This window comes from Cognaticolwellia aestuarii (assembly GCF_002000025.1).
Taxonomy (GTDB): Bacteria; Pseudomonadota; Gammaproteobacteria; order Enterobacterales; family Alteromonadaceae; genus Cognaticolwellia; species Cognaticolwellia aestuarii.
Window position 1 is genome coordinate 76,733 of record NZ_MUZV01000006.1, and the last position, 20,509, is coordinate 97,241.

Below are 20,509 nucleotides of genomic sequence, written 5' to 3' on the forward strand. Positions count from 1 at the left end.
TGAATTAAAAATACTGATAAAAGCTTTTTTTCATACAATTACATAAGGCCAAGTGCTGCTTAGTAAAGCACATGGCTACATCAAGGAATATTATTAATGGATAAAATAACATTTGAAAATTATAAATCTTTCAAAAGGAAACAAGAGCTAGAATTAAAGCCAATAACTATTTTGTTAGGTAAAAATAGTGCAGGGAAAAGCTCAGTGGCAAAACTACCTAGCATGATTGAAAATTCTCTTATAGGTAATTTTAACGAACCATTACAGTTAGTAAATGATGAAGTTGAGCTTGGTGCTGAGTTTAGGGATTTAATGCATGGTCGTAAAACGACAGGTGCAAATTCACTAAACATAGGTATGTTCTCCGGTTCTGACTCACTAGAATTATCAATAGTTCAAACTAATCCTGCTACTGATTCGTATGGAATATTGAATTGGAAACAAACTCGCGGAGATGACACTCTCGAACTTGATGATACAAATACTTTTAATGGCTTCCGCTCAACTGCTCATGAAGATCTGAACTTAGTACTTAACTCGGACTATATTGGACCTTTCAGAAAGTTACCAAACAGAAGCTACAATCGCCACTTAATAAATAACAAGAATAAGTTTGGTTTGCATGGTGAAAACGCTTATCCTATCTTAATTCAAGACTCACTTGAAGACGAAGGTAAAGTAATCACGCAAGTGAGTGGTATAAATCTCACTTTGACGGATGGCAGCTTCAAATTAACCCAGAAAAATCACCATTCTTTCAGGTAGAGATAGGAAGAGAAGCAACAGGTACTTTCGTTAATATAAAAGACGTAGGGCAGGGAATGAGTCAAGCTCTTCCTATAGTCACTCGGGCTTTTTTACCTGCTAGTAAAGAAACCTTAATTATACTTGAACAACCTGAACTTCATTTACATCCAGCTGCACATGGTGAGCTAGGTGAGCTGTTTGTTAGATCTGTTCTAGAAGATTCAAATAAGAAATATTTAATAGAAACACATTCTCAAAACTTATTAATGAGAATTAGAAGTCTAGTAGCTTCAGGTGAAATTGATTCTGACAATGTAAAGTTTTACTTTGTAGATTTTGATGAGAATGATAACACTAGTGAACTTAAAAAAATTGATATCGACAATAAAGGTAATGTTTCATTCTGGCCTGACGGTATATTCAATGAAAGTTTTAATGAAGCAAAAAGATTAGCCTCTGCTCAGAAAGGTGGCTAAAGTGTTATTTACTCTTTCTAATGAATTATTCGAGCCTCAAAATCAAGAATTACATTGGCTAAATAAAATTTTAAATAGTTGTTTAGAACAACACAGCTTAATAATTGATCCAAATTATATTGATACAGAGGTAGTAGAAGCATCAGATTGGTATAATCAAACCAACGAAGTAGAAAAAATTTTATATCAAGAAGCATTTACGCAAACGATACAAGCACCTCCAAATAAGCAATCATTTAAAGTGATAATTGGACAAAGTTTTAGCGCACATGAAGCATATATTTTTCTTTCTGAACACCTTACTATTTTGGTGGAGAACAGCCAAAATGACTCTACGTTTTTAAGAGCTTTATTTGGAGCTTTCTCTGATGAAGCACCAGATTTAAATTATCATAGACAAAATATGTGGTTGAGATTTGGCATGGGAGGTGGTGCTACGGCAATTCCTCAAGTTATAGATACCGAAATCCAACGATTTCTGGAGGCTGGGATTCCTACAGAAAGGTGTAATAAGTTCTTAAGGTACTTAGTCTTAATCGATAGTGATAAAAAATCACCTGATGAACCTTATAAGAATGAACTTCAGTCGCTAATTTCTACTTTGGAAAATCAAGGAATACCATATCATGTTTTAGAAAAGCGCGAGATGGAAAATTACTTGCCATGTGAAGTTTTAAATAATTTTAAGGAAAACAACAAGTTTATAGAGTATTATTTGAACCTATCACCAGTACAAAAAGATTTTTTTGACCTAGAAAAAGGATTTCCTGGTAAAAGATTCGATCAATTAGAGGCTAATGTACAAGAACTCTATGCAGATTTAAGTGACACAGTTAAAAAAGAGTTTAGAAAAAGCGACCTTAAAAAGTTCACAGGGACAGATCGAAATGATTTTAAGTCTGAGTTTCCAAAACTATTTGAAACTGAACTAGTGAATAAAAAATCACTGTTAGCCAGAACTAAGCATCAACAAAACCCAAATGAACTAAGAGAAATTATCAATAAGGTTCGAGAACTACTATGAATAAAAAGCTAACTATCGAGCCTAAGGTAAGGCGATTAGTAAATTGGATTGAAAGCATCAACAAGGGGAGCATTCAAGTACCACAATTTCAAAGGGATTATGTATGGGACTTAAATGCAATTAAAGATTTATTTGATAGTATCAAACTTGGCTATCCTATAGGTTCTATATTATTGTGGAAGCCGGAAAATGAGACCTTTGACCGCTCTAATGAAATAGGTGGCTACTCAATAAAAGAGCCAAAGGATTCAAGCGAGTACTGGTACATTCTTGATGGATTTCAAAGACTTTCAACCTTATATGGTTGTTTAACAGATCCCAATAAAGACAACCAAATAGTAGATCTAAGTCTAAGAAATAAGAAGTTTAATATTTTCTATGATTTAATGACTGAAGAGTTTTTAATTCCACGCTCAGAAAGTATGATTGAGCCTTATCAAGTGCCGTTATATTCTTTAATTGATACTAAAGCAGCGTTTTCATTTCAGACAAATTTAATTAAAAACAACATCACCGAAGAAAATGTAGAACTTTACATGGAAAGGTATGCGGACCTTGGCTCTAGTTTAATCGATTATGAAGTGCCTTCAATCACTATTGACGGAGGTCATATAAAAGAAGCTGTGGATATATTCTCAAGGGTTAATTCTAAAGGAACTGAAATATCACCAGATTGGATGATTTCAGCACTGACATATAGTAAAGACAGTGATTTCCGGTTAGGTAGTTTAATAGATGAGTTATTGCTTGATCTTGAAGAATATAATTTTCACGATATATCAAACGGTAGAGATTTGATATTAAAGTGTATAACTCATTCATTTGGTAAGGCATATTTTGATCAATCAAACAGAATAGAGCAATTAGCTTTAAGGCCCGACTTTATAGAGGTTACACGTAAAACAATTTCAAGTATTAAGAAAGCTGTAGAGTTTCTAAATAAAGAGCTTTTGGTTCTTAATGGGAAACAATTACCTTATGTACCGCAGTTGATCTTTATAACTGACTTTTTCAATACACTAGATACTCCATCAACAAAACAAATTAACGACTTAAAGAGGTGGTTTTGGGTAACCACATATTCAAATTACTTTACAATTTATACAATTAGCAAGCAACGAGAAGCGTATAAACAATTCAGGGATTATTTAAACAGTGAAACAGATGAAATAGTTTTTAATGATAAACCTGAACTTTCATTTAAAACCGCTGAATTTCCAATTAAGATTAATGCAGGAAGTGTAAGATCTAATGCGTTAATTTTGTTTTTGCTTAATTATTTTAATGATTTTCAAAGCAACAATGAAGAGTTTACCAATTTATCATTATCTTATTTATTTTCGGATATAAAGAATGACAAGAGAGCTTTCTATCCAGCAAGTGTTATCCCAATTGCAAATCGAACTAAGAAAAGGATTCCTAAATTTATCAAACTTGATGAATTTGACGGCTTTGAGAAAAGTGATAAGTTTTTTGTTTCAGAAGAGATGATTGTTAAATACCAATTAGATACTTCAGATGAGTCAAAGAAAGAGATCTTGGAAATGAGGCAACGGCTTATTCAAAAAGCTGAAAGAGATTTCGTTGAATCGCTAGGAATTGAATATGATGGCAGCTGATTAAAAGCTTATTTCAATTAAAAACGATTAATAGACCAATTGTACGCTACGTAAAATCTACGAGGGAATATCAGCAAAAACATATTTCATGCACGTAGCGTTACGCAAAATAGGATCTAGTTGTTAACTTGCAAGCAGTAAAATGTCAGTAAACTAAAACATCAAATACTCTAACTAATTCAATGACATGATTTCCCAATGAAGACTGGATCCGATCTAGTTCTTAATTTGGATTAACAATAACAACAAGGTAAGTGTTCTCTCATCAAAACACCCTACTATGTCCGATACTCTTCAGTATTGGACATAGTGTATATAAAGCATTAAACTAGCTTCATTGCGTTAATCATACTCAGAATGAAAAATTAAAATGATATTAAATAAGCCTGTTCCTTTATATCCACCTTATCTTGATTTGTGTGAATTCGATCTTGAAGATTATCCTGAGCTAAATGAAATCTTCTCTGCAAACGAACCTTGGTGGCTTGAGCAATTTAATTGGGGAAAAGTTTTTCTTACGTACATTGGACGAAATAAATCTGAGCATACATATGACAGATTTAGAAATGACGTTGAACGCTTTCTGTTATGGTCGTTCATTGAAAAGAAAAAACCTATTGACCAATTACGTAAATCTGACTTTTTAGAATATGCAGATTTTTGTTGGCAACCGCCGATCACTTGGATCGGTACATCAAATCAAGAACGCTTTAAAATAGCTAATGGATATTCCTCAGCAAATGAACATTGGTTTCCATTTAAAATTCAATCGCCAAAAAGTCAAAAAGCTCAATTTATTATTGATAAAAAGAAATATCGTCCATCACAACAAACGCTTACATCAATGTTTACTGCGATTATCGCGTTCTATAATTATTTAATGTCTGAAGATTTCTGTGTTGGTAATCCCGCTCAAATTGCTAAAAAAGATTGTCGTCATTTTATAATTGATTCTCAAGTTAAAGAAATCAAGCGTTTAACTACTAGTCAATGGCAGTATGTATTAGATACTGCGGTTGAAATGGCTGATGAAAACCCTATTTTTGAGCGTAATTTATTTGTTATTGCGGCTTTGAAAACCCTGTTTTTACGTATATCTGAGTTATCTGAACGACCTAATTGGTCGCCTGTTATGAGCCATTTTTGGCAAGATGAAGATGAAAATTGGTGGCTCAAGGTATTTGGTAAAAGTAGAAAGCTCCGTGATATTACTGTTCCTATCGACTTTTTACCCTTTTTAGAACGTTACCGCAGCTCGCGTGGCCTTATCGGTTTACCTGCGAGTAACGAGAATTCAATATTGGTGGAAAAAGTACGTGGCCAAGGTGGCATGACCTCACGGCATTTACGGCGGTTAGTACAAAGTGTTTTCGACCAAGCTTATGAAAATATGCGCGTATCTGAAAGTGCTAATAAAGCATTAAAACTAAAAGAAGCATCTTCACATTGGTTGAGACATACAGGCGCAAGTATGGAAATTGAGCGTGGACGCCCTCTTAAAGATATTTCTGAGGATCTAGGCCATGCGAGTATGGCTACAACTGATACCGTTTACGTTCAAAGCGAGAATAAGAAGCGTGCTGAAAGCGGTAAGAAAAGGAAAGTTGATTAATACTTATAGCAATACAGTAATCGATTCACTGTTCTAATAGTAACCAGATTAGTGAGCCGATTATTTTCAACGTGCACCTTATAAAAGATCGCTATATTGGCAAACCAACAACCCCCCTATTTTATTTAATACCATTTCTTACTTAGACTTAGCGCTTATGTTTTATGGGTATTGATTATGGCTTTGTAGCAAATTTATTCGCTTATAACCAGATTGCTATCGCGTTGCTGTGCGAAATAGAACCGGCATATACATTCACTTCATCAATTAATTCGGCTCGTGTGGTCATTACACCATAGTTCATAATAGTTTCAGGAACGTTTATTTATCTGACGTTAGTATTAATATTGAACGCTATAATTATGTTGTATACCATTGATTATAAAGGACCTTTTATCTGGTATGGCTTAAATAGTAATATTTTATCTGTCAATTATATTCAAACTGCTGCCGCTTTAATTACCACAATGCTGCTTTTGTAATAACCAGGACATGACGAGTCTCTGAATATTTTGAGTATTCACGAACTGTCCCAGCCGAGCAAAACAAGGTTAAAACATACAAGTTGAAGTATTATCAGCTGCTACTTTATTATCCCTTGATCTTAATCAAGACTTTGTTTCGTCATTTAACAATTTAGCATCACCTACCACTACAGCGGTGGTATGATTTCAACATTAGTTGAGTTAACTTTATACAATAGATTGCAAAATAAGTCGTGAATATAAAATATATAAAAAATAGTCATTTATAATATATGACATGTTGTATTAGGTTCCGATCAAGACGTTCTACTATGAACGCATTGATATTTAGCTTTCAAGTTTAAAAAAGAGATAAGCACAATTACAAACTTTACCTTACCCACTGCTAACAAGGTAAAGTAAATTTAGTTACACGGTTGGCTATTATATGGATTATCAATATTAGCCTCTTTGATCAGTACAGGAGTTTGTATGAATATTAAGTTTTTCGGTGCCACTAAAGAAGTTACGGGTTCATGCCATTTGATACAAGTTAATAACAAAAACATATTACTAGACTGTGGTATGTTTCAAGGCTCTCATGAACATGAAAAACATAACCATGATCCCTTCCCTTTTGATGTCAGCGAACTTGATGCTGTTATTGTTAGTCACGCGCATTTAGATCATACAGGGCGTTTACCTATGCTGATCAAGGAGGGTTTTCATGGCAGCATATACACCCATAATGCCACGGTAGATTTATGCGAAATTATGCTAGTCGACTCTGGTTATATTCATGAAAAAGAGGCGTTTTGGGAGAATAAAAAGCGTGAACGTAAAGGGTTAGAGCTCGTTGAACCCCTTTATACTACTGATGACGCAAAAATAACCTTACAGTACTTTAAAGGACTGAATTACAACGAGGAATTAGCCGTTTGCGAAGGTGTAAAATTAACCCTAAGAGACGCTGGACATATTATTGGCTCAGCCATTGTTGAACTAAAAATAACTGAAAATAATGTCAGTAAGACCGTAGTATTTAGCGGTGATTTAGGCCATAAAAACGCCCCTATTTTACGCGATCCTTATCAAGTTAAACATGCTGATTTAGTAGTAATGGAAAGCACATATGGGGATCGATTACATCGCAGTTGGCAAGACACATGGCAAGAAATGGGTGAGATTATCGCTCATGCTAAAAGTAACAAAGGCAATATTTTAATCCCTGCTTTTACCGTTGGTAGAACACAAGAAATATTGTACGAATTTGGCCAGCATTTTCAAGAGTGGCAATTAAAGGATTGGCAGATTTTTCTTGATAGTCCCATGGGCATAAAAGCGACTAAGGTCTATGCTAAGCACAGCGACGTGTATGATAAAAGCGCCAGTGAAGTGCAAGGCAATGAGCAAGGGATTTTCGAACTGCCTAATTTACACATGTCTGAATCAACAGAATACTCCATGAAAATCAATCAAATAAACTCAGGTGCTATCATTATAGCCGGAAGTGGCATGTGTACTGGTGGCCGTATTAAGCATCATTTTAAGCATAATATATGGCGTAAAAATGCCCATATTTTAATTGTTGGTTTTCAAGCTAAAGGTACCTTAGGTCGGGCATTAGTTGATGGTGCTAAAACCATTAAGTTATGGGGTGAAACCGTACAAGTTAATGCAAAAATTCATACAGTTGGTGGCTTCTCTGCGCATGCAGATCAACAAGGGTTAATCGATTGGTATAATGGTTTTGACAACAAGCCACCTATTGTATTAGTGCATGGTGAAGAAGAGGCAATGGAAATACTGGCACAAAAATTAAAGCATCAACACCAAGCCAATGTTATACAAGCTAGCTTTAAACAAAGCGTGACTATTTAAATTATCAGTATGGTTTTCTGAAATGCAGTGAGTTAAATCAAGCAAAAAAAACGCTATATAAACATCTTTTATATTGTACAGAGCTTAATGAAACTAAAGGCTATGTTGAAGACAAAACTATCACAAATAGCCTTGCTCACTTAACTAAGTGCAAAAATAAAATAACGTAACTTTCATGAATAAGTTCAAATAAGAAGTGAGCTAATTCAGCTCGCTTGACTGTTTGCTTACTGAGCAAGTTTTATAACCAGAGTTTTAGATTATTACAATAGTGCGGGTGGGCATTGCGCATCACTCACTCGGCTATCGCAAATATAAACTTGGTTAAAACGCCATTGCCATTTTTTAATATCTTTTAAGATAACCTGACCCTGCCATATTTTTTGTAAGTGATAAACACTGTCTTTTCCCTGTAATATTGCGTGCAATATTTGAGCTTGTTCACCATTACTTTTAATGCAGCTTGTTTGCCATATTTACTTTGGATAATGGCTATTGCTTTTTGTGCTTAATGTTATTGAAGAAAAATTTGTGCATGATACTTGGCCTGGCTCGTCAAGCATACGCCGGTAATAAGTAATGTTTTTTGATATTGACTTTGTAATACTGATGATATAACTATCATCTGATCCGTGTTTTGGATGCAACCAACGTCGAGAATGGTAATTTTCTTTATGATCAACAGACCTTAGCCAATCCGCTAAAAAACTAGCTTCTGGGGGATTAAGTTTTCACCGAGTAATTGCGTATTTAGGTGCTTTGTTAAGTTGCTGCATCCAGTGCCAGTAAAAAGTATTACGCTAACTATAGTGATTATTTTTGTTATCATTTTCATGTTGCAATAATTACCTCAATATTCACCTCAACAGCAAAAAACGCTAAACAATATAAATACTTTAACTGTTTTTTATATATCAAGTATCTTACAAAGTGAAATAAGTTATTAAAAAACCTCGTGAATCACTAGCATTATGGGAAATTAAAACATAATGTATAACGTCAGTTATTTTATATATATTTCGAGATACTATGAGTGAAAAAAATTCATATATTCCACCGAAAATATGGCAGTGGAATACCGATAACGAAGGTAATTGGGCTAATATTAATCGCCCAACATCTGGGGCAACCCACAATAAAGTGCTAGAAAAAGGTAAACACCCTTTTCAGCTCTACTCGTTAGCCACACCTAATGGTGTAAAAGTTACCATTATGTTTGAAGAGCTACTATCACTTGGTATAAAAGAAGCAGAATATGATGCTTTTTTAATTGATATCAGCCAAGGCGAACAATTTGGTAGTGGCTTTGTTGACATAAACCCGAACTCAAAAATTCCTGCTTTACTAGATCAAACTCATGAAGACGCCATAAGATTATTCGAATCTGGATCGATTTTATTTTACCTAGCCGAGAAATTTAATGCTTTTATGCCTAGTCAAGAAAAGCGTGCTGAGTGTATGTCTTGGTTATTCTGGCAAATGGGTAGTGCGCCTTATCTTGGTGGTGGCTTCGGACACTTTTATGCCTATGCTCCTGTAAAAATCGAATATTGTATTGATAGATTTTCCATGGAAGTTAAACGTCAACTTGATGTTTTAGATAAGCATCTAGATAAAAATCATTATTTATGTGGCGAAGAATACACCATAGCAGATATTGCTATCTGGCCTTGGTACGGCGCATTAGTATTGAATCGTTTATATAATGCCGCTGAATTTTTAGATGTTGAAAGTTATAAAAATGTTATGCGTTGGGCAAAAGAAATAGATCAACGTCCCGCCGTTAAACGTGGTGTTATGGTAAATAAAACTTGGGGAGATCTAGCTACGCAATTGCATGAACGTCATGACGCAAATGATTTTTTAGAGCGTACACAAGATAAACTGACACGAGATTAACAAGCCGACCTGACTCGCTATAGAAAAGCGTATTATGATATACGCTTTTCTAAATTTTATAGTCGCTAAGCTAAATACCTAACGATTTACACCAATTACTGGCATTGACAAATTCTTTATGAATAAAGTTGCTGTCCAAGCCATAAAATTCGGTTAATTGTTGGATATTATCACCATTACCTGTAATGTAATTTGTTGTTAATTCTAACAAAGTTCCCAACAACCCACTATGATTTACCAGAGCTTGTTCAATAGGTTTTGCCAGTGGCATTGTTTTTAAGATTTGATCCATCGGCATACTTAAAATCACCTCAATGGCACTTAGTAACCCGGTAATAAAAGCAAAATCACTTATTTCAACAAAAGCGCTTTCAGTGGCAAGACTCGACATGAGTTTTGCGGTGATTAACGACTGCTTAGAAACCTCACTGGTTTTATCAGAAGTCAGTTTTGATAAGGCTAACACGGTAACGAACTGTTTTAATTTATCTTCACCTAAGTAAGCAGCTGCCTGCTTCAAAGAGGTTATTTCTACCCGTGTACCGGTTGCGACATTGTTCACTAATTTAAGTAAGCCAACCGTTAAGTTAATATCGTGACCAATAATTTCTGCTATGTGATCAAAATCTAATGGCTGATTAAACGTTTCGCTGATCAAATGCAGCATTTGTGATTTTATCGGCGCTAATGTTTGTCCTTCAACAATTTCAGGCTCATGATAAAAGAACCCTTGGTAGTAGTTAAAACCGACTTCAGCTAATGACTGCAACTGAAAGTTAGTTTCCACCTTCTCGGCAATTAACTTGATATCAAACGGTTTGATTCGCTCGATCACTGGACGAAGGCGTTTCGCGTTTGTGACTCCAGTGTCAATTTTTATCATTTTAAGATAGGGGAATAAAATGTCCCATTTTTCATCGAGGTCATATTCAGTTAAGGCAATTTTATAACCTTTATCTGAATAATATTTAACAATATTTAATAGTCGCGGTGTTGCAGATTGATGACCAACAAGCTCAATAACAATGGTGTTTTTATCAAACATCAATGGATATTTGTTAATTAAGCACTTTTCCGTGAAGTTAATAAAGGCCAATTTACCTAAGCTGACTGATTGAATATCACTCTGAAAGTGATTCTGGATTATCAACTTAGAGCTTGCAATATCTTGATCTATTTCAGGAAATCTATTATCAGGGCTATCTCTAAACAATAGTTCATAACCAACTGTTTGATTATTTCTGTCCAGTATAGCTTGACGGGCAATATAGCTAATTTGCATAGGATTATTATTTAAAGATTTGTGGTAATTAAAACATACCCTATTATGCCGGTTATTGAAAAGTAATTTTAGTAAAATATCGCAGGATATTAGTTGAATTTAACAGAGATTATTTAACGTTGATTCGCGCAAAAGTGCTAGCACTGACAAACTTAACTTTGCTAGGTTTAAGTTCTTTAAACTAAACGAACGTTAATGCTGTATCTGCAACGACCAATCGACAAATATCGCCATAATGTATGTTGTCTATAAATGGCGCTAAGATCTCTAATTGGTTTTTAGGTTGAAAGTGCTCAGTTTTGGTTTCTGCCATCGGTTGATAGATAATGCTAGAATAAGCTTGATCGGCATGTAAAACCTGGCAACGACAGAAACGAAAATCTTCCGCGGGTAAATCACGATGCCACTTAACTTGCGTAAAGTGATAGTCAACATGATTTAATATAACCTCTTCACAATTAAATTGAGCATTCAATGTCGCTCGATGATAATTATCAAGGTTTAAGCCTAAGCGATTAAAAAGTGGCAATTGCAAAGCAATTGTTCCGATAACAAATCGATCATCATTCGCTAAGCCTGACGCTACTTGATGACCTTTTACTAGTTCAAAATCAAAACTTGCCATTTTTTGTATTTTTATTTCACTATTTGCTCGGCAATTTGATAGTTACCATCAATGTTTTTAATATCCTTTAAGCCTAATGCTCGTGTAACTATAGGTAAGACATTAACATTATCAAATGCGGCAATTTTTTTATTTTTACTAAATGATGGCCCAACAGCAATAAATATTGCGTCAAGATCTCGTTCTAATTTAGCATCATAGCCATGAGTTTCAGGAGAATCATGTGCGCCGCCATCGTTAAAAATATATGAAGGTAACGCTTCAATAATTACGTTTGGCACCGACGAGGTCATACGATTTAGATGCCAATGGGCTGGATAATTAGGGTATTGATATACGCGGTAATGTATATCTTGATCGTACTGTTCACTTTTAAACAGTCTTACCGTTTGTGCTAATTTAGTTTCGTTATCACTATATAAATACAGTTGTGTGGAACCATTAACTACATTTACCCCTTCAACAATATTTTCCTGCCAATCAATGACTGGCGATGGATTAATTTTTGTCATGCCATGGTCCGAAACAATAACTACATTCACTTGACCTGAAAACTCTTGATTAATTTGCTGCATAAAGCCTGCAAGCAATTGGTCCAAATTTCTAATCGCGCCAATCAGTTCAGGTGAGTTCTCACCAAAACCGTGGCCTTTGTCATCTACAGTTGCAAAGTAACCAGCAATAAAATTTGGCCTATCCGCTTCTGGTAAACGTAACCAAGCCAGTATTTGATCTAGCCTTTCTTTATTGGGCGTAGAATGTTTATAAGGGTAAAAGTAACTGGCTTTTTTATTATCAACAGCTGTTTCAGACTCTGGCCAAAAATAAACCGCTGATTTGTTTCCTTGCATTTCATTAATATGCCAAAGAGGCTCTGCTGTTAACCAACGGGCATCATTTTTCCCATCTCCGAGCTTATATACCTTATTAATTTCACGATTGAAAAAACTATTATGTACTATGCCATGGTTTATCGGATAGCGGCCGGTAATAATACTTAAATGATTTGGAAAGGTTTTACTCGGATAAACAGGCAGTAATGCTTCTGCGCTAGTGCCCTGCTCAATAAGTGATATTAAGCCCTTGGGTTGATATTGCTCGATGTAACGTTGAGCAAAGCCGTCAATGGATAATAATACTAGCGGCGTTTTAGCCCAAACAGCTGTTGAGAAAAAGCAGCTAAATAAGAAGATTGATTTTATATTCATGCGTTACGACCAAGTAAAGTACCCTGTGTGGCGAATAACATAATGCATTCGCTATTTTTGTACAAGTAAGTTACTTATTATTGTGTTTTTGTAATAAAAAAACGCACGATATACGTGCGTTATTTTATCTAAAGCGCAGATTTTAGTTATTCAAATAGATCTAAAATATTAACAAGATCTTTTTTACCGTGCGCTATTTCATCTGGTGTTAGTCCAGATAATTCATGTGGGAAAACTAACCATTCTGAAGATTCATGTACATAATAATCAGGCACCAAATCAACTTTTGAGTTTTGAGGTTTATACCAAGGACAAGCAATTCTGACATCTTTAGGCATATTATTACGCGTTAATTTTTTCATTTGAGCTATTAAGGCTTCAATACTGCGGCCTGAGTCAAAAACGTCATCAACGATCAGTAACCCATCATCTGCATTGGCATTTTCGATAATGTAGTGCAAACCATGTACTTTAATTTCTTTGCTTTGCTGATTTATACCGTAATAAGAAGAGGTACGCACTGCAATATGGTCTGTTTCTACTTTTTTAAAATCAAAATATTCTTGTACAGCGATTCCAATTGGTGCGCCACCACGCCATATCCCAACAATAAATTGTGGTCTGAAACCGTCTTCGAAAACTTTCGCAGCTACACGAAATGAATCTTCAAGCAATTCTTGCGCTGTTATAAATCGCTTTTCCATTGATGAGATAACCCCATTTAATTTATTTTTAAAGTAAACAGCATTATAACGCTTTTTTTGTCTAGCTGAGTAGTCTCGTTGCATAATTTATAGATTTTGATCAATAAAGCTAATTTGCTGATAAATAGTCGCCACTGCCGCTAAAAAAAATTGTTGATTAATGTTTTCATAGCTATCGCTAGTTTGATGATGATTTTTGTGCTCGCCAACACCGTAATATATAAAAGGTATTTTGTGCTGATAGAATACCGCATGGTCACTCGCTAGTTCCCAACGTATATGGGTTCTTTCGCTACGTCTAGGGGAATGAAAGCCTGACTTTATCTCGACTGGATTATTTTGCCTTGCCAATAATTTCAATTGTTTAGCTGTTAATATTTGATCAAGCCTGCGACTAATGAAGTGTAAATTTTGCGTTGTCTGCGTACCAGCAATCATGTCTAGATTAATATTGAGTACGATAGCTGTTAGCAAACTTTGATTTTGTTCGATAAAAGCTCGTGCCCCCATCAAGTTACTTTCTTCTCCATCTGTAAATAAGAAAATTACACTATGGCGCAGTGGTGATTGTTGTATCTGCTTTGCATAATGCAATAAAGCGGAGGTTCCTGAAGCGTTATCATCAGCACCATGATAAATTTTACTACCTTGCCTACCAAGGTGATCAAAATGTGCTGAAAGCACAATAAACTTGCTAGGTGATTCTGTACCTGGTGTAAAGGCAACAATATTACTGCCCTGGATAGATTTAAAAAAATTATGATGCTCAAAACTCGCTCTATAGTCTGAGCTAAATGGTCGGACCTTATAGTGCTGTAATTGGCTAATAATGTAATCTTGTGCTAACTGCCCACCTTTACTACCTACTTTTCGCCCTGCTAGGCGCTCAGATGACAAAAATTGTAAATGTTTAAGCGCTAGTACATCTGGCGTTTCAGGTATGCTTTGTGGCATTTTTTCGCTATTATTTTTGCTACTACAAGCTGAACATGTAATGACGATAATAAATAACAAAAAAGATCTGATTAAAGCCGGCATTACAAGAGTGCTTAATTAACTTGTTGTAACAGGTTTAACTTAACAAGGTATTGCTGATCAACTTGCGCAATTCGATTATAGCGCATGGCTTTTTTTATATAACTTTCTGCTTTGGCGATTTCATCCAACATATAATAGCTTTTCGCTAAACCAAAGTAGAATTCATGAATATTATCATCTAATTTTATGGCTTTTTTATAATGTTTTATCGCATCATTATAATCACCTTGATAAAACCTTTCATCGGCCAGTAATGCATAATAGTATGGATTATTGGCGCGTTTACGCATAATTTGACTATCAAGTTGTCTCGCTTCGTCATGCTCGTTATTAAGGTGGAGTAAAAGACTCAAATTTGACATCGCTGTTAAATTATTATGATTTAGTGTTATTGCATGTCGATAGGTGTTGATGGCACTTTGCGGTAAACCTTTAAAACGATATAAAATACCTAAATTCCCCCAAGTCGGAGAAAATAGCGGATCTGAGTCGGTCGCTGATCTGAAATAAGCATACGCGGTTAGATAGTCGCCATTTATCATGGCATTCGCACCTTTGTTATTATAAAACATGGCTAACACTGTATTTTTATTGATTTTGTGTTTAGGGAATGACTTTTTAAGGACAAAAGGGTCAAAGTCGACTTCAATTTTATTACGCTGCCAAAACACTAACTTTTGCGGTAATGGCTCTTCAAAAACAGCTAAATTAATATGACCAGTTAGCATGTTCACATTACCGTTTCGTACCCAGTATTCAGGTATATCAACACTTTGAAAAGCAACGTCTAATTTTGCCGCTTTTGCTATTGCAAAAGCCATAATGGTAAGCGATAAACAATTTGCGGTTTTATTTTCAAATGCCTCAGAGGCAATAACATTGGCACCAGACTGATATGCTAAGTTGATTTTTTCAGGGCTGAAAAACTGCTTCAAAAGCTGATTAGTTTTTTCGCGTGCATCTCGCTCTGTGCTAATACTTTTCACCATTTGTTGCATATCTTCACTTAAAGCAAAAATTTCGGTCTCTGTTTCTATTACTATGTTTTGGTAACCTTTAAATTTTTTATCTAAATAGAAACTGCTAGCTGGGTTTTTAACTTGATAGCTTTTTAATGAGTTTGTTGACTGACAAGCCATAAGTAATAGTGCGGCACTGATAAGTGAGTATTTGATTAGCGCTTTCATCTGTACTCCAAAGAAACAACGAAGTTAGATTAAGCATAAACGCTAATGACATAATTGTAGGTTTATTGGCCCAATATTCATAAAAGTTTACACTTTAAGGCAAACGACAAACAGCCAGCTTTTAAACATCACTTCAAAAGTCGTGCTGATAGCTAGTAACCTTTAATCTTTGACGTTAAAAGCTTAAAAAGCCTGTAGATATTGGCTATATACAATTTGAAACATGAAATTTTTAATGTTACTTGTTATGCTGCGCGCCAACATATTTAAACAATGATTGAGTCGCTAAATTTATGAAGAAAACGCTCGTCGGTTTTTTTACTGGCAGTGCTATTGCCGTTTGTATCATTATCGCTGTAACTAGCTATCAGCTATACAAAAACAAATATGCCACTATAGACGCACAGTTAAAGGAAATATCAGGTATAGAGTTTGATAAAAACAATAAGCTTTGGGCGATCAATGATGGTGGTGATGAGGCAAAGCTTTATCAAATCAACAAAAATGGCAACATAGACCGCGAAATCACTGTAACAAACGCCAAGAATATTGATTGGGAGGATATGACTCAAGACGACTTTGGTCACTTCTTTTTGGGAGATTTTGGTAATAATGATAATTTACGTAAGTGGTTAACCATTTATAAAATTGAAAACCCAATTGATATCAAGTCTGCAACAACACAAGCAGAGATCATAAAGTTTACATACCCAGAACATACTAGCTTTCCACCTAAAGCACACGAAATGGAATTTGATCTTGAAGCATTCGTTTTCTATAAAAAACATCTTTATTTATTTACTAAAAACCGTACGGTCCCTTTCAACGGCATTACAACCTTATATAAAATTGGTGATCATGCAGCAAACTATGACGCAAAAAAAATTAGTAAATTCAAAACCTGTACTATTGCAGAAAAATTATGTTGGATAACGTCAGCGGCATTAAGTCCCAGTAGAAAAAAACTCGCACTATTAGACTCGCAACGTATTTGGCTATTTGAAAATTGGCGCGGTGATGACTTTTTCTCTGGTGATAAGTACCGTATTGATCTGGGTATTGTGACGCAAAAAGAAGCAATTACCTTCTTAGATGAGAATGTTATTATTTTTACTGACGAAGATTTCCACGGTATTGGAGGCAATGCGTATTCAATTGATCTTAACGATGTTGAGAAGCATAAATTACCCAACTAAATAATTACGCGTTACCTTTAATGCTATGAATGATATGTATTTATTCTAACATTACGGTATACCATAGAAATTGTATTTTTTGCCTCAAGATTAGTCTTTTTAGTCATGGTTATTGAATTACTATGACTAAAACAGTCGTTCATATACTTAATAAAATTTCATTTTTACATTGATTATTTATACTTAAATTGACACTGAACTCGATAACGTTAATTGGTTTGAACATGTGATGGCAACAACATAAAACGGACATAACAAAACAAACTTTTTTACTAAATTCGATAACAGCAAGCTAAAACAGTAGTGAATTACCCGGTTAGGTAGCCACTACTAATCGATGTATTAATAAATTATTAGTGATGCGCTTCGTAAGGCTCTTAAATGATGGTTCTTTAATTTTAATCAAGTTTCGTTAAGGGTACATTTACCTAATATACGTAACTGAATGCCCATGATGCTAATTGGCTCGATTAAAACTGATATTTTTACAAATCCTTTTTTACAATCGTATCAATGTTGTTGCTGACAACAAGTTACTGCTTTGAATATGAAGCTTTAGAAACGTAAAACCATGAACTTGAATAAACACTAAGGTTACTTATTAAAAATTCACCTTTGTTAGTTTATACCCAAACCACTTGGAAATGCAGGATTCAGCAAGTCGAAAAAGGGTTAGCACCAAGGCATTGATTGAAAGGAATGGTTGTTCCATTGTCGAAATCAATAACGCCGGAGATGACCCTTTATCGCCTTGCCCTGCGGGAGCTAAGATAGAAAATCAGTGCTGCGTTGCAGCACTTGATGAGGGAGTAACCATTATCTGCGTGCTGTGCCTTGCGCTGATTTCCTAGCTTAACTCTGAAACTTCATTTTCAAGTGGCTTGGGTATATCGACAGCAATTAAAGTGATTCCTTGTAATAGATAATGTTAAGTTTAAGAGCAATCTCTATCAGTCCATTGCAATTAAATGGACGTTAAACAAACCAAACAACACGGCAAAAACAACTAAAGTATGACCGTTATGAATTGATTATAATTATCTGAAATCATCGATTTATTACGGTGAGGTCATTCAGATGATAAACGCCATTTTACTTACCAGCACAGAAAAATATCAGTTTTAGCTTACTAAACGTTATGCTCAAAGGCATAAAAAGTATTACTCACTGGCTTTATAAAGCAAAATAATTCCACCTGATAACCCTCGCTTTCCCCCTGACATTAATATTTTTCAACCCAAAGTCTCATAAATACAAATATTATTAGCTAAATAGCGCCTGAAACACACATGTAACTCAATAATGACTTCAAGAGTGAGTGAATATTCACACACCATCACATTTGGAGTTATTAGAGTTACTTTAAACACATATATAGGGTTGTTAGGGTTATCAATTAACACGCAAAGATAACTCTAGGAGTTATAGGTGCATTTACACATAAAGTTATTGGGGTTATAGTCTTGTGAGTGTAAATAAAGGAAAGATTTATGAAATACCCTGTTTTGGTTTTGCGGAATAACGAAGAAAAAAATTACTTATTTTCTATTGTCGATTTGCCCGGTTGTAAAGTGAAAGCAGCAACAATAGACGAAGGACTTTTACTGTTAGATGAAGCGATGGCTGCACACTTAAAAATACTGGTGGAATATGGCGAGCAAGTGCCGCAGGCAAAAACAATTGAACACCATATGATGATGTCTACTGCCACTTCGCCAATTTGGGCAATACTGGATTTCGATATTGTTCCGTACATGGGAAAAAGTCACAAAATAAATGTGACACTACCTGAATTATTAATAAAACAAATTGATGATCGGGTGGCTAAATCACCTAACTACAAAACGCGCTCTGGTTTTATTGCTAAGGCTTGCCTTGCTGAATTGGGTTGAGTTTAGTCACGCGAAATAGTTATGGTGATTTTTAGTGACGCTTGCTTATATAAAAAGCTCACAAGAATTAATAAACTTCGAGTTTTTTATCAGGTAAAATATACAAACTTTAACATACATAAAAGGCTAAAAAATTGTCCATTGAAAAGGCAAACTTATTGCTGCTAAGTAGCTCTCGTGTTGGTGATACAAAATATTTACAACATGCTTTACCACTGATAAAGGCAAAATTAGATGGTGTTACCGAGTTATTGTTTATTCCTTATGCCGGCGTAACTGTAAATTATGATGACTATACGGCTATGGTGCAAAGCGCACTCATTGATAGCGGCATTACCGTCAAAGGTATTCATCAATTTGATGATCCTATTGACGCCATTAATACGGCCAACGCGATAGCCGTCGGTGGTGGTAATACCTTTCATTTATTACATCAGTTGTATCAAAACAATCTTATCAGCGCTATTCAAGATAAAGTGGCTCAAGGTGTACCTTATATAGGTTGGAGTGCTGGTTCAAATGTCGCGGGTCTTTCAATACGTACAACCAATGATATGCCAATAATTGAACCTAAAAGTTTTGATGCTTTGCAATTGGTTAGTTTCCAACTCAATCCTCATTATACTGATCATAATCCACCAGGCCATAATGGTGAGACACGCGAACAACGCTTAGCAGAATTTATGGTGCTCAATGAAACGACACCGATTGTCGCCATTGTTGAAGGCACGGGATTAGATATTAAAGACAACACCATGGCATTAGTGTCTGGTTTATCTGATACTGACAAAAATGCTGATGGCTTTTTGTTTAAAGGCAACAATAAATCAGTCATTAGCACTGACACTAACTTAGACAGTTTGCTTAAGTAAAATTGATTTTTGTTTAACATATTAACGCTTGTAATAACGATATATTACAAGCGTTAAAACTATTTATAACTATTGGTAAGGTTCACTTGTGTAACAGAAAATAAATTAAAGTTGCTCTGTTATTAGGGAAGTATCAATTTTCTTTGCGGCTTGATGAATATCTTGTTCAAAAGCAAGCTCTGCAAGTTTTGGCACCGGCAAGAGTTCGGTTAATTCAGCTATATTCTCTGATAAATACGGCATACTTTCTGGACAATTAGCTATCCAGCCCAAACAGTTAAGCCCATCAGAAACAATTGCTTGATAAGTCAATATTGCATGATTTAAACAACCGAGTTTCATATTAACGATAAGGATCACATTTTGTTCTGTGACCTGGACAAAGTCAGAAAGGTATTTTCCTTGTCCTAAAGGTAAACGCCAGCCCCCTGCACCTTCACAAATGATGATATCAGGATCAGTCGCCATAATATTGTCATAGCCCTGATTAATCTCTGCTAAATTTATCGTTTGCTGTAATTGGGCTGCAGCAATATGAGGTGCAATAGCCGGTTCAAAAGCGATAGGGTTAATTTGTCTTATTGTTTGTTGGCAATTAGCTTGTTGAAGCAATAACAAAGCATCTTCATTAACAAGTTCATTATTAACATACTGACACCCTGCAGATATTGGCTTATAAACGGCAACTTTTTTATGATTTGCCACAAAAGCATTTACCAGCGCTTGAGCAACATAGGTTTTACCCGCATCGGTATCAGTGGCTGTAATGAATATTTTCAACAT

Annotated in this window: 18 protein-coding genes; 10 read left to right on the forward strand and 8 right to left on the reverse strand. The window is 35.1% G+C overall.

The window, feature by feature from the left end:
- Positions 1 to 96: 96 nt before the first annotated feature.
- The 6 genes from B0169_RS10525 (at position 97) to B0169_RS10550 (ending at position 7,823) form a co-directional block, all read left to right on the forward strand.
- Entirely contained in the window at positions 97 to 765 is a 669-nt protein-coding gene (locus tag B0169_RS10525; RefSeq protein ID WP_077285938.1) for an AAA family ATPase, read from the forward strand.
- A 2-nt stretch (positions 766 to 767) separates the two neighbouring features.
- Complete coding sequence (locus tag B0169_RS10530) at positions 768 to 1,223, forward strand: AAA family ATPase (protein WP_235838551.1); 456 nt, start codon at positions 768 to 770, stop codon at positions 1,221 to 1,223.
- A gap of 1 nt (position 1,224) precedes the next feature.
- Positions 1,225 to 2,247 carry a motility associated factor glycosyltransferase family protein gene (locus B0169_RS10535; RefSeq protein WP_077285940.1) on the forward strand — a complete coding sequence of 341 codons (1,023 nt, stop codon included), beginning with the start codon at positions 1,225 to 1,227 and terminating at the stop codon, positions 2,245 to 2,247.
- Complete coding sequence (locus tag B0169_RS10540; protein WP_077285941.1) at positions 2,244 to 3,866, forward strand: DUF262 domain-containing protein; 1,623 nt, start codon at positions 2,244 to 2,246, stop codon at positions 3,864 to 3,866. The genes B0169_RS10535 and B0169_RS10540 overlap by 4 nt, the downstream gene beginning before the upstream one ends.
- 370 nt (positions 3,867 to 4,236) lie before the next feature.
- Complete coding sequence (locus tag B0169_RS10545; protein WP_077285942.1) at positions 4,237 to 5,478, forward strand: tyrosine-type recombinase/integrase; 1,242 nt, start codon at positions 4,237 to 4,239, stop codon at positions 5,476 to 5,478.
- Positions 5,479 to 6,434: 956 nt separating this feature from the next.
- Positions 6,435 to 7,823: an MBL fold metallo-hydrolase RNA specificity domain-containing protein gene (locus tag B0169_RS10550; RefSeq protein WP_077285943.1), complete on the forward strand. Its 1,389-nt coding sequence runs from the start codon at positions 6,435 to 6,437 to the stop codon at positions 7,821 to 7,823.
- Between the two features lie 263 nt (positions 7,824 to 8,086).
- Here B0169_RS10550 and B0169_RS19235 read toward each other — a convergent pair whose 3' ends face one another.
- Positions 8,087 to 8,251, reverse strand: coding sequence for a hypothetical protein (locus B0169_RS19235; RefSeq protein ID WP_158077076.1), 165 nt, complete (start codon positions 8,249 to 8,251; stop codon positions 8,087 to 8,089).
- A gap of 601 nt (positions 8,252 to 8,852) precedes the next feature.
- Here B0169_RS19235 and yghU point away from each other — a divergent pair.
- Positions 8,853 to 9,722 (forward strand): glutathione-dependent disulfide-bond oxidoreductase, encoded by an 870-nt coding sequence (gene yghU, locus B0169_RS10555; RefSeq protein ID WP_077285944.1) that lies wholly within the window; start codon positions 8,853 to 8,855, stop codon positions 9,720 to 9,722.
- A gap of 70 nt (positions 9,723 to 9,792) precedes the next feature.
- Here yghU and B0169_RS10560 read toward each other — a convergent pair whose 3' ends face one another.
- The 6 genes from B0169_RS10560 to B0169_RS10585 all read right to left on the reverse strand — a co-directional run bounded on the left by B0169_RS10560 (position 9,793) and on the right by B0169_RS10585 (position 15,766).
- Positions 9,793 to 11,004 carry an EAL and HDOD domain-containing protein gene (locus tag B0169_RS10560; protein ID WP_077285945.1) on the reverse strand — a complete coding sequence of 404 codons (1,212 nt, stop codon included), beginning with the start codon at positions 11,002 to 11,004 and terminating at the stop codon, positions 9,793 to 9,795.
- 181 nt (positions 11,005 to 11,185) lie between these two features.
- A complete protein-coding gene (locus B0169_RS10565; RefSeq protein WP_077285946.1) occupies positions 11,186 to 11,629 on the reverse strand; it encodes a hypothetical protein in 444 nt (147 codons plus the stop codon).
- Between the two features lie 11 nt (positions 11,630 to 11,640).
- Positions 11,641 to 12,837, reverse strand: a complete 1,197-nt coding sequence (locus tag B0169_RS10570; RefSeq protein ID WP_077285947.1) for an alkaline phosphatase family protein — start codon at positions 12,835 to 12,837, stop codon at positions 11,641 to 11,643.
- 146 nt (positions 12,838 to 12,983) lie between these two features.
- On the reverse strand, positions 12,984 to 13,541 hold the full coding sequence (locus B0169_RS10575) for a phosphoribosyltransferase (protein WP_077286133.1): 558 nt from the start codon (positions 13,539 to 13,541) through the stop codon (positions 12,984 to 12,986).
- Positions 13,542 to 13,628: 87 nt separating this feature from the next.
- Entirely contained in the window at positions 13,629 to 14,495 is an 867-nt protein-coding gene (locus B0169_RS10580; protein WP_158077077.1) for a M20/M25/M40 family metallo-hydrolase, read from the reverse strand.
- Between the two features lie 95 nt (positions 14,496 to 14,590).
- Positions 14,591 to 15,766, reverse strand: a complete 1,176-nt coding sequence (locus B0169_RS10585; RefSeq protein ID WP_077285949.1) for a tetratricopeptide repeat protein — start codon at positions 15,764 to 15,766, stop codon at positions 14,591 to 14,593.
- Positions 15,767 to 16,059: 293 nt separating this feature from the next.
- Here B0169_RS10585 and B0169_RS10590 point away from each other — a divergent pair, with 293 nt between their 5' ends.
- From B0169_RS10590 to pepE, 3 genes are all read left to right on the forward strand, one after another.
- Positions 16,060 to 16,962, forward strand: coding sequence for a hypothetical protein (locus B0169_RS10590; protein ID WP_077285950.1), 903 nt, complete (start codon positions 16,060 to 16,062; stop codon positions 16,960 to 16,962).
- A 1,490-nt stretch (positions 16,963 to 18,452) separates the two neighbouring features.
- Positions 18,453 to 18,854 carry a type II toxin-antitoxin system HicB family antitoxin gene (locus B0169_RS10595; RefSeq protein ID WP_077285951.1) on the forward strand — a complete coding sequence of 134 codons (402 nt, stop codon included), beginning with the start codon at positions 18,453 to 18,455 and terminating at the stop codon, positions 18,852 to 18,854.
- A 134-nt stretch (positions 18,855 to 18,988) separates the two neighbouring features.
- Positions 18,989 to 19,726 carry a dipeptidase PepE gene (gene pepE / locus B0169_RS10600; RefSeq protein ID WP_235838543.1) on the forward strand — a complete coding sequence of 246 codons (738 nt, stop codon included), beginning with the start codon at positions 18,989 to 18,991 and terminating at the stop codon, positions 19,724 to 19,726.
- 105 nt (positions 19,727 to 19,831) lie between these two features.
- Here the strand turns inward: pepE and bioD are convergent, their stop codons facing one another.
- Positions 19,832 to 20,509 (reverse strand): dethiobiotin synthase, encoded by a 678-nt coding sequence (gene bioD / locus B0169_RS10605; RefSeq protein ID WP_077285952.1) that lies wholly within the window; start codon positions 20,507 to 20,509, stop codon positions 19,832 to 19,834.

Bases quoted from the DNA above. Each gene is read 5' to 3' on its own strand.
- B0169_RS10525 (WP_077285938.1), top strand. From the start codon at position 97: ATGGATAAAATAACATTTGAAAATTATAAATCTTTCAAAAGGAAACAA.
- B0169_RS10540 (WP_077285941.1), top strand. From the start codon at position 2,244: ATGAATAAAAAGCTAACTATCGAGCCTAAGGTAAGGCGATTAGTAAAT.
- B0169_RS10545 (WP_077285942.1), top strand. From the start codon at position 4,237: ATGATATTAAATAAGCCTGTTCCTTTATATCCACCTTATCTTGATTTG.
- B0169_RS10550 (WP_077285943.1), top strand. From the start codon at position 6,435: ATGAATATTAAGTTTTTCGGTGCCACTAAAGAAGTTACGGGTTCATGC.
- yghU (WP_077285944.1), top strand. From the start codon at position 8,853: ATGAGTGAAAAAAATTCATATATTCCACCGAAAATATGGCAGTGGAAT.
- B0169_RS10560 (WP_077285945.1), bottom strand. From the start codon at position 11,004: ATGCAAATTAGCTATATTGCCCGTCAAGCTATACTGGACAGAAATAAT.
- B0169_RS10565 (WP_077285946.1), bottom strand. From the start codon at position 11,629: ATGGCAAGTTTTGATTTTGAACTAGTAAAAGGTCATCAAGTAGCGTCA.
- B0169_RS10570 (WP_077285947.1), bottom strand. From the start codon at position 12,837: ATGAATATAAAATCAATCTTCTTATTTAGCTGCTTTTTCTCAACAGCT.
- B0169_RS10575 (WP_077286133.1), bottom strand. From the start codon at position 13,541: ATGGAAAAGCGATTTATAACAGCGCAAGAATTGCTTGAAGATTCATTT.
- B0169_RS10580 (WP_158077077.1), bottom strand. From the start codon at position 14,495: ATGCCACAAAGCATACCTGAAACGCCAGATGTACTAGCGCTTAAACAT.
- B0169_RS10585 (WP_077285949.1), bottom strand. From the start codon at position 15,766: ATGAAAGCGCTAATCAAATACTCACTTATCAGTGCCGCACTATTACTT.
- B0169_RS10590 (WP_077285950.1), top strand. From the start codon at position 16,060: ATGAAGAAAACGCTCGTCGGTTTTTTTACTGGCAGTGCTATTGCCGTT.
- B0169_RS10595 (WP_077285951.1), top strand. From the start codon at position 18,453: ATGAAATACCCTGTTTTGGTTTTGCGGAATAACGAAGAAAAAAATTAC.
- bioD (WP_077285952.1), bottom strand. From the start codon at position 20,509: ATGTTGAAAATATTCATTACAGCCACTGATACCGATGCGGGTAAAACC.